We start from the raw sequence: 13,724 nt of genomic DNA, 5'->3' as shown, positions 1-13,724 counted from the left end.
GGCCCTTTCGCGACACAAGGCCGCTCTCACATATCGCGCTCGCCCACCGGTTGGCGCGGTCCCTGTAGGAGCGGCCTTGTGCCGCGAATGGGGCGCGAAGCGGCCCCGCTCTTTCCTCATCACTTCACCGTTTTTCTAGGAGCGCTCTAATGGCTGTTGGTCTTGGTCCTTTGCCCACCCTGCACCCGGTTCCGGGTTTTGAACTCGGCATCGCTTCTGCCGGCATCAAGCGCCCAGGGCGCAAGGATGTGGTGGTCATGCGCTGCGCCGAGGGCTCCAGCGTGGCAGGCGTGTTCACCCTCAACGCCTTTTGCGCAGCACCGGTGATCCTTGCCAAGCAACGCGTTCAGGGCACTGTGCGTTACCTGCTGACCAACACTGGCAACGCCAACGCGGGCACCGGCGCGCCGGGGCTGGCCGCTGCTGAGCGTACCTGCGCCAAGCTGGCGGAACTGGCCGGTGTGCCTGCCGAGTCGGTGTTGCCATTCTCCACCGGTGTGATCGGTGAGCCGCTGCCGGTCGAAAAGATCGAAGGTGCCCTGCAGGCCGCTTTGGACAACCTGTCGGAAAACAACTGGGCTGAAGCCGCCACCGGCATCATGACCACCGACACCCTGCCCAAGGGCGCCAGCCGCCAGTTCCAGCACGAAGGCGTGACCGTCACCGTTACCGGTATCAGCAAAGGCGCCGGCATGATCCGCCCGAACATGGCCACCATGCTCGGCTACATCGCTACCGACGCCAAAGTTGCCCCGGCCGTGCTCAAGGACCTGATGCTCGACGGTGCCAACAAATCGTTCAACCGCATCACCATCGATGGCGACACCTCGACCAACGACTGCTGCATGCTGATCGCCACCGGCAAAGCGGGCCTGCCGGAAGTCACCGAGGCCAGCGGCGCGCTGTTCGAAGCGCTGAAGAAGGCGGTGTTCGAAGTGTGCATGGAAGTGGCCCAGGCCATCGTCCGTGACGGCGAAGGCGCTACCAAGTTCGTGACCGTGCAGGTCAATGGCGGTGGCAACCATCAGGAGTGCCTGGATGTCGGTTACGCTGTCGCTCACTCGCCGCTGATCAAGACCGCGCTGTTCGCCTCCGACCCGAACTGGGGCCGTATCCTTGCTGCCGTAGGGCGCGCTGGGGTGCCTGCGCTGGATGTAAGCCTGATCGACGTGTACCTCGACAATGTGTGTATCGCCAGCAAAGGCGGCCGCAGCCCGAGTTATACCGAAGAGCAGGGCTCGGCAGTGATGGCTCAGGAAGAGATCACCATCCGTATCGAGCTGGGCCGTGGCCAGTGCAGCGAAACCATCTGGACCACCGACCTGTCCCACGAGTACGTGAAGATCAACGCCGAATACCGTACCTGATCCAATGGCCTAATCGCCGAAAAGCCTGCTCGCAGCCACCTGTGGAAGCCGGCTTGCCGGCGATGGGCTGCACAGCAGCCCCAAGGCCACCGACATTGCCACATCATCGGAGCCGACCCATGAGCTATCACCTGATCATCGGCGACAAGCTGTATTCTTCCTGGTCGCTACGCGGCGCCCTGGCCCTTGAGCTGGCCGGCGTTCCCTACGAAGAAACCCTGATCAAACTCAACCAGCCCGACACCCGTCAGCGCATTCTCGCGTTCTCCTCCACCGGCAAGGTGCCGCTGCTCAAGACCGAGCACGGGGTGATCGCCGACTCCCTGGCCATCGCTGAATACCTTAACGAGCGCCACCCCGAGGCCCACTTGTGGCCTGTCGATGTGGCAGCCCGTGCCCAGGCCCGTTCGGCCTGTGCGCAGATGCACAGCGGTTTTTTCGCCCTGCGTGGCGCCATGCCCTTCGATCTGTCCCGGGACGAAGCGCTGGAAAACATCCCGCTGGATGTGCAAGTGGATATCGACCGTATCGTCGCGCTGTGGTCCGAATGCCGCCTGGTGGCCAAGGACAGCGGCCCGTTCCTGTTCGGCAAGCCGACCCTGGCCGATGCCTTCTTCGCCCCGGTTGCCGTGCGCCTGCGTACTTACCGTGTAGAGGTGCCAGCGCAGGCTGCGAGCTATATCGAAACCATTTACCAATGGCCGGCCTTCAAGGCCTGGCAGCAAGCAGGCCTGGCGGAGCGTGAAGGGTGAAACGGATTCATGTAGCAGCAGCGGTGATTCGCGGTACAGACGGCCGCATCCTCATTGCCCGACGGGCCGACAGCCAGCATCAGGGTGGCCTGTGGGAATTCCCTGGCGGCAAGGTGGAGGAGGGCGAAAGCGTCGAAGCGGCGCTGGCTCGCGAGCTTCGCGAAGAGCTGGGTATCGTAGTGACCCGTTCACGGGCGCTGATCAAAGTCAGCCACGACTACCCGGACAAACAGGTGTTGCTCGATGTCCGTGAGGTCGAAGCGTTCACCGGTGAACCCCACGGGGCTGAAGGGCAGCCGCTGGCCTGGGTGTCGCCGAGGGAATTGCCACAGTATGAGTTCCCCGAGGCCAACAAGCCGATCGTGGCCGCCGCGCGCTTGCCCGATCAGTACCTGATCACCCCGGACGGCCTGGACGTGCCCGAGATGCTCAAGGGCATCCAGAAGGCTGTCGCCGCCGGCATCCGCCTGATCCAGTTGCGTGCGCCGGACATGTACGACCCCAAGTACCGCGATGTGGCGGTGGATGCGGTGGGGCTATGTGCGGGCAAGGCGCAATTGATGCTCAAGGGGCCGCTGGAGTGGTTGGGCGACTTCCCCGCGGCAGGCTGGCACCTGACGGCTGCGCAACTGCGCAAATACGCCGCCAAGGGCCGGCCTTTCCCTAAAGATCGTTGGCTGGCAGCGTCCTGTCACAGTGCTGAAGAGCTGGCACTGGCTGAGCAGATGGGTGTGGATTTCGTCACGCTCTCGCCAGTGCAGCTGACGCAGACGCATCCTGAGGCCTCGCCGCTGGGTTGGGATGAGGCTCAGCGCTTGATTGCCGGGTTCGGCAAGCCGGTGTTCCTGCTCGGTGGTGTTGGGCCAGGCGAGCGTGAGCGGGCCTGGCAAACCGGGGCGCAAGGTGTTGCCGGGATTCGGGCCTTTTGGCCTGAGGCCTGAGGCGGCCGTCGCAGGGGGCTGCCAGGCAGCCCCTTTGCGGTGTCAGCCTGCTGGCTTGTCCGCAGCCTGCCACAACACCTCGGCAACCCCCTGCCGCCGCCCGATGATCCGCGCCGCCACAAACAGCAGATCGGAAAGGCGATTGATATACGCCAGCCCCACGCCTTCCAGCGGCTCAACCGCATTCAGTTGCTGGCAGCGTCGTTCCGCACTGCGTGCCAGGCTTCGGCAGACGTGCGCCTGGGCGATCAGCGCCGATCCACTGGGCAGGATAAAGTTCGTCAACGGCCCCAGTTCCTCGTTCCACCCATCGATGGCAGCCTCAAGCCGTTCCACCTCGACCTCGTTCAGTGCCTTGTAACTGGGCATCGCCAGCTCGCCGCCCAGGTCGAACAGGCGGTGCTGGCATGGCGCCAGAACCTCGCTGACCTCATCCAGACCTTGCTCTGCAAGGCCGGCCAGCAGCAGCCCAAGCTGGCTGTTAAGGCTGTCCACCTCGCCAATTGCCTCGATCCGCGGGTGGTCCTTGGGCACTCTGCGCCCATCGCCCAGGCCGGTTTCACCTGTGTCACCGGTGCGGGTGTAAATCTTCGACAGGCGATAGCCCATGTCATGTCTCCGTCTGGTTCGGGGCCGCTGCCGACGGCTGGCCGAGGGGCAGGCGCAGGGTGAAGCAGGTGCCCTGGCCGGGCGTGGACTGCACTTCCATCTGCCCCTTGTGGTTATTGGTGATGATGAAGTAGGAAACCGACAAACCGAGCCCGGTGCCCTGGCCGATTTCCTTGGTGGTGAAGAAGGGCTCGAAGGTGCGCTTGCGGACCGCTTCGGGCATGCCGACGCCGTTGTCCTCGACCTGGATCTCGGCCCACGGCGGGCTGAGCCGGGTACGCAAGGTGATCCTTCCTGGCTCGCTGGGCTGAGGCCGTTGGTGAATGGCCTGGGCGGCATTCTTCAGCAGGTTCAGCAGCACTTGCTCCAGCTCGTTGGCGGTGCACGGCACCGGCCCCAGGTTGGGGTCGAACTGGCGGACAATGGCCTGGCCCTTGAAATCGAAACCGATGGTCAGGTCGAAGTCGTTACCGGCGATTTCCACGGCCTGGTCGATCAATGCCGGCAGGTCGCAGGGCGCCAGTTGGCGGTTGCTACGGCGGCTGAAACTGAGCATATGAGTGACGATCTTGGCCGCCCGGGCACCGGCCTGCTGAATGCCATCGAGCAGTTGCGGTACCTCGCGGCTTTCCAGGTAGCGATTGACGCTGGGCAGGTCGATGCCCAGCTCGCTGGCTTGCTCCTGGTTGCGCGGCAGCTCCGGCGACAGTCGCCTGCGGATGTTCTGCACGTTGTGCAGGATCGCGCCCAGCGGGTTGTTGATTTCGTGTGCCATGCCGGCCGCCAGGCCACCGACCGAGAGCATCTTTTCCGATTGCACCATCATTTCCTCCAGCGACAGGCGCTGGGTGATGTCGTCGATGCGGATGACCACGCCGCGGCCGCCGCCACCCATCAGTGGATAGAAGGTCAGGGCGTAGTGGCGTGTGTCTTCGCCTTTGGCCCAGGTGACCCGCTCGATCTTGGCGACACGGTGTTTTTCCACGGTTTCCTTGAGCTGCGGCAGGAACGGCTTGAGCGGCTCGAAAGCGATGAAGATCGGCTGGTTCAGCGCTTCGTCCAGCGGCGTGCCGGAGAGCACCGTGGCCTCGTGATTCCACTGGGTGACATAAAGCTGCTCGTCGAGGGCGATCAGCGCCGAGGGCATGGAGTCAATGATGCTGTTGAGATAGTTCTGAAAGCCCGTGAGCTTTTTCTCGATCTTGCTGCGCACCTGGACTTCCAGTTCCAGCTTGCGGTTGGTGTGGCGGGTTTCCTCGGCCAGGCCCTGGGCCTGATCGTAAGCGTCCTGGAATTCGTCGCGGGTGCGCTTGAGTTGCTGCTCGCGCGCCTCGATGCGCGAGAGCATGGTGTTGAAAGCGTCGGCGAGGCTGCCGATCTCATCGTCGTTGCCCCTTTTGGCACGCAGCGCGTAGCTTTCTTCACGGGTGACCTGGCGGCTGAGTTCTTCGAGCTGATTGATCGGCTGGGTGATCAGGCGTTTGATCTGCCGGGCGATGACCAGCCATAGCAGGATGCTGAACACCAGGATCGCCAGGCTGGCGCTCAGGGTGCCGGTGTAGAACGCGGTTGGCAGTTCGCTGCTGGCCACCAGCAGCAGGTGCGCGGGCGGGCTGGCATCACGGGGGATACGGATCAGTTGGGTGCTGCGAAATTCCATCAGGCGCCAGCCGTCGATGTTTCGATAGCGCTTGGGCAGGGCCAGCGGGTCGCCATGTTGCAATTGGGCCAGCATGCGACCATCGCCACCATAGACCGCCGCAGCGCGCAGCGGCGTATAGCTGTCCAGCTCTTTGAGCAGCGCCGTGGCAGTGTCCTGGGATTCGCCGGCGCGTGCTGCCAGCTGAGGGTTGGCGACCAGGCGGCCGATGGTCTGCAACGCTTGCGGCGCCATGCTTTCCTGGGTGATCCAGTAGGCGGCGCTGATGAACGTCAGGTTGGCCACCAGCAGGATGGTCACCAGCAGTACCAGCAGGGCGGCCAGCAGCTTCTGCCCGACCGGGAGGTTTTCCAGGCGTTGGCGCAAGGTCATGGGCTAGGCAATGTCCGTATCCGGTTGAAAGGGCGCGTCAGGCGCTTGGCAAGCCACGTGCACGCAGGTTATCGACCAGCCGCTGGTGCAGGCGTTCCAGCCCAGGCAGCACCATGCCATGGCGCGCGGCTGAGCGGCAGGCATGGCCAAGCAGGTAATGCACCTCGGTACGCCGGCCTGCGCGCACATCCTGATACATCGAAGAGTAGTTGGCTGAGGTGGCGAGGATCACCCGTTGTACTTCTTCGCCCAGATTATCGGCGGCTTCGGGTTGGCCACACCGTCCCAGCAGTTCGCCGAGTTCGGCGATCAACCCATCGACTTCGCTCAGGTGCCCCAGCAGCCCGCCGTTCTGGCAGTCATGCAGCACGGTCAGCGGATTGATCGCGCAATTGAGCGCAAGCTTGCGCCACAGGCGGGTAAGTATGTCGACGGTCCATTCAGCCGGGATGCCGGCGTCATGGAGCTCGTCGAACCACTCTGGCGCCGCGGGGTTGGCCGGGTCGCCCAGCCAGTTGAAACCGTGGCCGGCAAAGCGTACCCGCCAGTCGTCCTCGCGGAATGCGCCCTCGGTGCTGGAGGCGAAGATGCAGCGGGCCAGCGGTACCTGATCGGCGACTTCGTCCTGGCTGCCCAGCCCGTTCTGCAGCAGCACGATTTCCGCGCCAGCGGCCAGGCGCGGGGCCAGCCGTGCGATCGCAGGTGCTGCGTCGTAGGCCTTGCAGGCCACCAGCAGGCGGTGCACCGGCCCGTTGGTATCGGCTGTTTCGGCAGGGATCGCGTAATGATTGGCGTGGTCCTGTTCGACCAGCGTCAGGCCGCCAGTCTGTTCATAGGCCAGCAACCGCTGCCGATCGCGCAGAATCAGGCGCACCGCCTTGCCGGCACGTGCCAGTCGGCAAGCCCAGAGGGTGCCGAGGCTACCGGCGCCGAGAATATGCCAGGTGCTGCTCATCTGCGTTTCGCAACCCGTTATAATAAGCCCGCATTTTAACCTTCAAACCCCGACGCGCTCCATCTTCAGACCGAGCGCGCTTTTATTTTATGGAGAACAACCATGCCTTCGTTCGACGTGGTATCGGAACTGGACAAGCACGAAGTGCAGAACGCCGTCGAAAACGCCATCAAGGAGCTCGACCGTCGTTACGACCTCAAGGGCAAGGGCAGCTTCGAGTTCAAGGAAAAGGAACAGACCGTGCTGCTGACTGCCGAGGCTGAGTTCCAGCTCGAAGCGATGATCGAGATCCTGCGCCTGGCGCTGGTCAAGCGCAAGATCGACGTGAAATGCCTGGAAACCCAAGACGCCTACGCCTCGGGCAAGGAAATGAAGCAGGAGGCCAAGTTCCGCGAAGGCATCGACAAAGAGCTGGCCAAGAAGATCGTCGCCCACATCAAGGATGCCAAGCTCAAGGTCCAGGCTGCCATTCAGGGTGAGCAGGTGCGCGTGACCGGCAAGAAGCGTGATGACCTGCAAGAGGCCATCGCTGCCTTGCGTGCCAAAGAGTTCGACATGCCGCTGCAGTTCAACAACTTCCGCGACTGATCCTTGTTGCCAGGAACCCCGATGGCGCAATGATGTCCATGGGGGCCATGGCCGCTGAATTTTTCGCGGCCGGTTTTACCGTGTACTTGCCGTTCGGCATCAGGAGATGAACATGGATTTGAACGCTGAAGTCGATCAGCTGGTCCGCCAATCGCAGACCTGGATCCCCTTGATCATGGAGTACGGCAGCCGTGTGCTGCTGGCACTGCTGACCCTGGCGGTCGGCTGGTGGATCATCAACAAGGTCAGCGCCCGCCTGGGCAAACTGGTAGGTCTGCGTAACGCCGACCTGGCGCTGCAGGGCTTCATCAGCACCTTGGCCAACATCGTGCTGAAGGTGCTGCTGCTGGTCAGTGTGGCCTCGATGATCGGCATCGAAACCACCTCCTTCGTCGCTGCCATCGGTGCCGCCGGCCTGGCCATCGGCCTGGCCCTGCAGGGTAGCCTGGCGAACTTTGCCGGTGGCGTGCTGATCCTGATGTTCCGCCCGTTCCGCATCGGCGACTGGATCGAGGCGCAGGGTGTGGCGGGCACGGTGGACAGCATTCAGATCTTCCACACTGTGCTGCGCACCGGTGACAACAAGACAGTGATCATGCCTAACGGCAGCCTGTCCAACGGCATCATCACCAACACCAACCGCCAGCCGACGCGCAAGGTGGTGTTCGACGTAGGTGTGGATTACGAGGCCGACCTACAGAAGGCCCGCAACGTACTGCTGGAGCTTGCGCAGGACCCTCGCGTGTTGCCCGACCCGGCGCCGCAGGCCGTGGTGGCGACGCTGGGTGACAGCTCTATCACCGTATCCTTGCGCCTGTGGACCAAGACCAGCGATTACTGGGATGTGCTGTTCATGCTCAATGAACATGCGCGTGATCGCTTGAAGGCCGAAGGAATCGACATTCCGTTCCCGCAGCGGGTGATTCGTGTGGTCCAGGAGCCTGCCGCGCAGTAACGCTGAGGTTGCACCATGGGGGCCGCTGTGCGGCCCAATCGCCGGCAAGCCGGCTCTAACAGGTATGCACTGCGCCTGATGCTTGCAGTGGGCCTGGAGGAGCCGGCTTGCCGACGATTGGGGCGCGCAGCGGCCCCTTGTATTTACACTTGTTCACAGCCAAGCCGCGTCATTTCTGGCATATAGCCTGACCCCACCTGCCTCTGCACCGATACCCCACCATGAAACCATTGCTGTACATCACCCCTCTCAGAGCCCTGTTGTTCGGCCTGACCCTGGCCCTATTCGAACTGCTGACCTACCTGGCCAGCGACGCCGTCATGCCAGCCATGCCGGTGGTGGTCGACCATCTGAACGCCAGCCCCGAATACATCCCTCACGCGTTGAACCTGTACCTGCTCGGTGGTGTGGTGCTGCAGTGGCTGATCGGCCCGCTGGCTGACCGTTATGGTCGTCGCCCACTGCTGCTGGCCGGTTGCGCGCTCTTTGGTGCGGCTTGCCTGGCCACCTTTTGGGTGCAGGACATTGGCCTTTTCAACCTGCTGCGGCTAGTGCAAGGCATCGGCCTGGGCTTTGTGGTGACGGTAAGCTACCCGGCCCTGAACGAAGCGTTCAGCGAGGCCGATGCGGTGCGGATGATGGCGTTGCTGGCCAATATTGCCTTGCTGTCGCCACTGCTCGGCCCGCTGGTGGGTACCCTGATGTTGCAATGGCTGGACTGGCGCTGGCTGTTCGTGGCGTTCGCCGTTGGCGCTGTGTTGGTGTGGGGGCTGCTGTACCGCTTGATGCCCGAGACCTTGGGCGTGGAGCGGCGCGACGGCTCACGCCTGGCGTTCACGCCGATCCACCTGCTGCCGCTACTGGCGGGCTATGGCCAGCTGCTGGCCAACCGGCGTTTCGTCGCCGGCAGCGCGGCGTTGGGCCTGGTGGGCCTGCCGCTGATCGGCTGGATCGGCCTGTCACCGGTATTGCTGATCCACGACGAGGGGCTCAGCACGATGGAATACGCCCTGTGGCAGTTGCCAGTATTCGGTGGGCTGATCCTGGGCAACCTGATCATCAACCGCATCGCTGACCGCTATCCGCTGCCGGCGCTGGTGCGCGGTGCGCTGTGGCCATACCTGGCAGGTTTGTGCCTGATGGTGCTTGCCACCTGGTACTGGCCCACCGTGACCAGCGTGGTGGCGGGCATGTCGCTGTATGCGCTGGGCCTGGGCGTGGCCAATGCGGTGCTGTACCGCATGACGCTGTTCTCCAGCGATCAGAGCAAAGGCTTGGTGTCTGCGATGCTGGGGATGATCACCATCGCCTTGCTGGGCTTGGGCGGGGCGCTCATGGCAATGATCGGGGCGGGGGCGAGCTTGATGCACTTTGCCTTGGCGGCAGGTGTAGCGGGGGCGCTGGCGCTCTGGCCGTTGTGGTTTGTGGTCGGTGGCCGGCCTGATGAGGGTGCTGTCGCTCAGTAGCGATTGCCTGGCCCCATCGCCGGCATGCCTGCGATGGGGCGGGTACAGGCCGCGAGTCTCCCTCAGGGCTGCTCGGTTGCCGAGTTCTCCACCGGTGCCTGTTTCCCGCGGCCCGCTTCCTGTCGCCATTGCAAGGCGATCAGGATCAAGGTCGGTACACCCAGCAGGGCGGTGATCAGGAAGAAGTCGTGATAACCGAACTTCTCGACAATCACCCCCGAATAGCCGCCGATCAGGCGTGGCAACAGCAGCATGATCGAGCTGAGCAGGGCATATTGCGTGGCCGAGAACTTCAGGTTGGTCAGGCTCGACAGGTAGGCGACGAATGCCGATGTCGCCAGGCCCGAGCTGAAGTTGTCCAGCGAAATGGTGACCACCAGCATCTGAAGATTTGGCCCCATGTCGGCCAGCATCAGGAACAGGATGTTGGTACCCGCCGAGGCCGCACCGCCGATGAACAGGATCGGCAGTATGCCGAAGCGCACGATCAGCAGCCCACCTGCACCTGCGCCCACCAAGGTCATGATCAGGCCGAAGATCTTGCTGACGCTGGCAATCTGGTCCTTGGTGAAGCCCATGTCGATGTAGAACACGTTCGCCATGACGCCCATCACCGTGTCCGACATCCGATAGGTGGCGATCAGGCCCAGCAGCAGCAGGGCCTGCCAGCGATAGCGGGTGATGAAGTCGTTGACTGGCGTCAGCACTGGCGCCAGGCCGCGACGGCCCATGCTCGACAGGCACGCCCAACTCAGCAGCACATAAAGGATAAGACGCAAGAAGGCGCGGTCTTCGAGCAGCAGGTCCAGTGGTGTGGCATCGCCGAAGATGACGCTGGCCCAGTCGGTGTTGAACAGCTGGGTGAAGCTAGCCGGTACCGACACCAGCAGGATGATCAGCACAAACACCGAGGCCAACTGGTGAATAAGCCCATAGCGCGCTGCCGACAACTGGGTGCGCAATGGTACGGGAGGTTCGCGCATCACCAGCGTGGTGAACAGCGCAGGCAGCATCATCACGCCGAACAGTACGTAAGTGCCGGCCCAGGCCTTGTGCAGGTAGCTGAAACCGGTGGAGCCGAACCATTCGGCAAAGAACAGGGCGCCAGCAGTGGCGAGCAGCGCAGCGATCCGGTAACCGGCCATGTAGCTTGCGGCCAGGGCGGCCTGGCGTTGATCGTCGGCAATCTCCAGGCGATAGGCATCGACAGCGATGTCCTGGGTGGCAGACGCGAACGCGACCAGCACGGCCAAAGCGATCAGCCACGACAGATGTTGCTGAGGGTCACACAGGCTCATGCCCACCAGGCCGATCACCACCAGTGCCTGTGACAGCAACAGCCACGAGCGCCGGCGACCCAGCCCACCCAGCAGCGGCAACCGCCATTGATCGAGCAGCGGCGACCATACCCATTTGAAGGCATAGGCCAGGCCGATCAGGCTGGCATAGCCAATGGTTTCGCGCGCCACGCCAGCTTCGCGCAGCCACACCGACAGGGTCGAAAACACCAGCATGTAGGGCAGACCGGCAGCAAAGCCGAGCAGCAGAAGCACCAGGGTTGACGGGCTGGCATAGGCAGCGAGCGCAGCGCGCCAGGTTTTACGGGGCATGGGCCAACATCTGCCTCAAGTTTGCGAAAACAAAACGCGCACTCTAACCGCTGTGCTCCATTGGGCGCCAGCCATGGCGCATCATATCCACACGATTATTGGCTACATTCACGCCCTCCGCACGCAGCCGCGCCCTTTGTTCATCTCCCGAGGGAGTCCCCAGCGCCAGGCTCAGACGACCGCCGGCACCCAGTACACGGTGCCACGGCAGACGGGTGTCCGCAGGAAGCTGGCCGAGGGTCTTTCCAACCCAACGCGCCGCTCGGCCAAGGCCCGCCAATTCGGCGAGCTGGCCGTAGCTGACCACCTTGCCTGCTGGCACCTGGCCCAGCACTGAATAAAGCGCCGTTCGTCGGGCCTCGGGCGTCTGCAGCGCGTACTCATGTGCCTCAGACATCCCGGCAGCCCTGGCCTGAAGTGAAACCGGACCAGTGGTCACGGCAAATGCGTATTGAACTCAACGCCATAGTGGGGGTCTTTCCTTGCTCTGGTCGTCCGCATCCGGATAATGCCCGGCTCATTCGTCTAATCGAACCTGTATTTCGCTTATGCATTCTAGATCCTTGCTGTGCCTGTTGACCGCTTCCCTGTGCGCTGCTCCTGCGTTCGCCGACACCGTGTGGATGAAGAACGGTGACCGCTTGAGCGGCAAGATTCGGGTCTTCGATGGTGGCAAGCTGCTGCTGGAAACCCCATACGGTGGTTCTATCTCGCTGGACTGGAAGCAGGTCCAGACCCTGGAGAGCGACCAGGAGCTGCTGGTCAAGCAGGACGCCTACAACGGCGAGCGGGCCAAGTCGTTGAAGGCCGCCGAGCCTGGCAAGGTGACCCTGGCCAACGGTGAGACGCCCAAGACTGTAGAGCTTGCCAGCATCGAGCAGATCATGAAGCCCAAGCCTGTGGTCGAGGACCTGGTCTGGAAAGGCAATATCGATGCCGCGCTGGACTACCAGCGTGCCGAGAACGATACCGACGACTATGACATCGGTTTCAAGACCACGGCCCGTCATGGCCGTTGGCGGCACAACGCCGAAGGCGAGTACAACCGCGAGACCAAGGACGACGTCACCACGACCAACAACTGGAGCGCAGAGTATGCGCTCGATCGCTTCATCACAGAGAAATGGTTCTGGCAGGGGCGTCTTGAGTACAAGCGGGATCACATCGAGGATCTGGCGCGTCAGCGCACCGTGGGTACCGGCCCCGGTTACCAGTTCTGGGATGACGAACTAGGTGCGTTCTCGCTTGGTTCACTGATCAATCGCACCGACTTCGAGTATCAGAATGGCGGCAAGGACAACTTCTATTCGGCAGCGGTGAAGTGGGACTACACCCGTTACCTGATCGGCAAGAATGTCCAGCTGTTCACCAACGGTGAGTTCGCCAAGCCGCTGGGGGGCGTTGCCGACTATTCGCTGGATGCCGAGGTGGGGCTGCGCTACAAAGTGACCGAATGGGCCTCGCTCAATCTCAAGGCAGAAAAAGACATCATCACCGGCACGCGTGAGAGTGACCTGGACAAGACGCGCTATACCGCAGGCTTTGGCGTGACCTGGTAGGGGTCAGCTTCAAGCTGCAAGCTAAAAGCGAGTGGCATGGCGCCTCGCTCCTGCTTTTTCTTGCAGCTTGCAGCTTGCAGCTTGAAGCTTGAAGCTTACAGGTAGCTTGCAACCCAATAGCCACCTGTCGAGGAGTCAGACGTGAGTCAGAAGGCCATCCGCCCCGCCCGGGAACTGCTGCTCAAGGAGTACCGCGGTGTACTCTCGACCCATTCCAAGTCCATGCCTGGCTTCCCTTTCGGTTCTGTGGTGCCGTACTGCCTGGATGCCGAGGGCAACCCGCTGATCCTCATCAGCCGCATCGCCCAGCACACCCACAACCTGCAGAAAGACCCCAAGTGCTCCTTGCTGGTGGGGGAGCGGGAAGCCGAGGACGTGCAGGCCGTTGGCCGCCTGACGATCATGACCGAGGCGCACAAGCTGGTCGACGAGGCTGCCGTCGACGCCGCTGCCGAGCGCTATTATCGTTACTTCCCCGATGCCGCCAACTATCACAAGGCGCACGATTTCGACTTCTGGGTGCTGCAGCCGGTGCGCCATCGTTACATAGGTGGCTTCGGGGCGATCCACTGGCTCGATCAGGTTACGTTGGCCAACCCCTTCGCCGGCAAGGCGGAGGCCAGCATGATCGAACACATGAACAGCGATCATGCCAACGCCATCGCCCACTACGTCGAATTGAGCGACCTGCCGCGTAGCGCGCCAGCGCAGATGGTCGGCATCGACAGCGAAGGCATGCACCTGCGCATAGGCCAAGGTATCCATTGGCTGGCTTTCCCAAGCAATTGCAATACGCCGACACAAGTTCGCGAGGCCTTGGTTTTACTGGCGCGCGCCGACCAATGGCCGGCCGCGACAGAAGTCGAAGCTTGAAAAACCGAGCGCACGCA

General features: G+C 62.7%; 13 protein-coding genes. 8 read left to right on the top strand and 5 right to left on the bottom strand.

Annotated elements, in window-relative coordinates:
* The first annotated feature begins 149 nt into the window (after positions 1 to 149).
* The 3 genes from argJ (at position 150) to ACEWE8_RS09890 (ending at position 3,060) form a co-directional block, all read left to right on the top strand.
* Positions 150 to 1,367, top strand: a complete 1,218-nt coding sequence (argJ, locus tag ACEWE8_RS09900; RefSeq protein WP_046784859.1) for a bifunctional glutamate N-acetyltransferase/amino-acid acetyltransferase ArgJ — start codon at positions 150 to 152, stop codon at positions 1,365 to 1,367.
* A 119-nt stretch (positions 1,368 to 1,486) separates the two neighbouring features.
* The gene (locus ACEWE8_RS09895; protein WP_046784860.1) at positions 1,487 to 2,119 is read left to right on the top strand and encodes a glutathione S-transferase family protein; all 633 of its coding nucleotides are present in this window, start codon (positions 1,487 to 1,489) and stop codon (positions 2,117 to 2,119) included.
* On the top strand, positions 2,116 to 3,060 hold the full coding sequence (locus tag ACEWE8_RS09890; protein ID WP_046784861.1) for a Nudix family hydrolase: 945 nt from the start codon (positions 2,116 to 2,118) through the stop codon (positions 3,058 to 3,060). Before ACEWE8_RS09895 ends, ACEWE8_RS09890 begins: the two co-directional genes overlap by 4 nt.
* A 42-nt stretch (positions 3,061 to 3,102) precedes the next feature.
* On the opposite strand, the gene ACEWE8_RS09885 is transcribed toward ACEWE8_RS09890, so the two are convergent.
* The 3 genes from ACEWE8_RS09885 to ACEWE8_RS09875 are packed head-to-tail and all read right to left on the bottom strand — an operon-like array spanning position 3,103 to position 6,656.
* On the bottom strand, positions 3,103 to 3,669 hold the full coding sequence (locus ACEWE8_RS09885; RefSeq protein ID WP_046784862.1) for a cob(I)yrinic acid a,c-diamide adenosyltransferase: 567 nt from the start codon (positions 3,667 to 3,669) through the stop codon (positions 3,103 to 3,105).
* A 1-nt stretch (position 3,670) separates the two neighbouring features.
* Positions 3,671 to 5,701, bottom strand: coding sequence for an ATP-binding protein (locus tag ACEWE8_RS09880; RefSeq protein ID WP_046784863.1), 2,031 nt, complete (start codon positions 5,699 to 5,701; stop codon positions 3,671 to 3,673).
* A 37-nt stretch (positions 5,702 to 5,738) separates the two neighbouring features.
* On the bottom strand, positions 5,739 to 6,656 hold the full coding sequence (locus tag ACEWE8_RS09875; protein WP_046784864.1) for a putative 2-dehydropantoate 2-reductase: 918 nt from the start codon (positions 6,654 to 6,656) through the stop codon (positions 5,739 to 5,741).
* A gap of 102 nt (positions 6,657 to 6,758) precedes the next feature.
* Here ACEWE8_RS09875 and ACEWE8_RS09870 point away from each other — a divergent pair, with 102 nt between their 5' ends.
* The 3 genes from ACEWE8_RS09870 (at position 6,759) to ACEWE8_RS09860 (ending at position 9,665) form a co-directional block, all read left to right on the top strand.
* Complete coding sequence (locus ACEWE8_RS09870) at positions 6,759 to 7,244, top strand: YajQ family cyclic di-GMP-binding protein (RefSeq protein WP_046784865.1); 486 nt, start codon at positions 6,759 to 6,761, stop codon at positions 7,242 to 7,244.
* Positions 7,245 to 7,356: 112 nt separating this feature from the next.
* Positions 7,357 to 8,199, top strand: coding sequence for a mechanosensitive ion channel family protein (locus ACEWE8_RS09865; RefSeq protein ID WP_046784866.1), 843 nt, complete (start codon positions 7,357 to 7,359; stop codon positions 8,197 to 8,199).
* Positions 8,200 to 8,420: 221 nt separating this feature from the next.
* Entirely contained in the window at positions 8,421 to 9,665 is a 1,245-nt protein-coding gene (locus tag ACEWE8_RS09860) for an MFS transporter (RefSeq protein WP_046784867.1), read from the top strand.
* Positions 9,666 to 9,727: 62 nt separating this feature from the next.
* On the opposite strand, the gene ACEWE8_RS09855 is transcribed toward ACEWE8_RS09860, so the two are convergent.
* Both ACEWE8_RS09855 and ACEWE8_RS09850 read right to left on the bottom strand, forming a co-directional pair.
* Positions 9,728 to 11,275: an AmpG family muropeptide MFS transporter gene (locus tag ACEWE8_RS09855; protein WP_039603670.1), complete on the bottom strand. Its 1,548-nt coding sequence runs from the start codon at positions 11,273 to 11,275 to the stop codon at positions 9,728 to 9,730.
* A 43-nt stretch (positions 11,276 to 11,318) separates the two neighbouring features.
* Positions 11,319 to 11,672 (bottom strand): MGMT family protein, encoded by a 354-nt coding sequence (locus ACEWE8_RS09850; RefSeq protein ID WP_080952075.1) that lies wholly within the window; start codon positions 11,670 to 11,672, stop codon positions 11,319 to 11,321.
* Between the two features lie 151 nt (positions 11,673 to 11,823).
* Between ACEWE8_RS09850 and ACEWE8_RS09845 the strand changes: the two genes are divergently transcribed.
* Positions 11,824 to 12,834: a DUF481 domain-containing protein gene (locus ACEWE8_RS09845; RefSeq protein ID WP_046784869.1), complete on the top strand. Its 1,011-nt coding sequence runs from the start codon at positions 11,824 to 11,826 to the stop codon at positions 12,832 to 12,834.
* Positions 12,835 to 12,975: 141 nt separating this feature from the next.
* Complete coding sequence (locus ACEWE8_RS09840) at positions 12,976 to 13,707, top strand: HugZ family protein (RefSeq protein ID WP_046784870.1); 732 nt, start codon at positions 12,976 to 12,978, stop codon at positions 13,705 to 13,707.
* Positions 13,708 to 13,724: the final 17 nt, after the last annotated feature.

This window comes from Pseudomonas sp. TR47, from assembly GCF_044143025.1.
In the GTDB taxonomy this organism is placed as follows: domain Bacteria; phylum Pseudomonadota; class Gammaproteobacteria; order Pseudomonadales; family Pseudomonadaceae; genus Aquipseudomonas; species Aquipseudomonas putida_E.
This window is presented reverse-complemented; position numbering and strand designations above follow the sequence as displayed.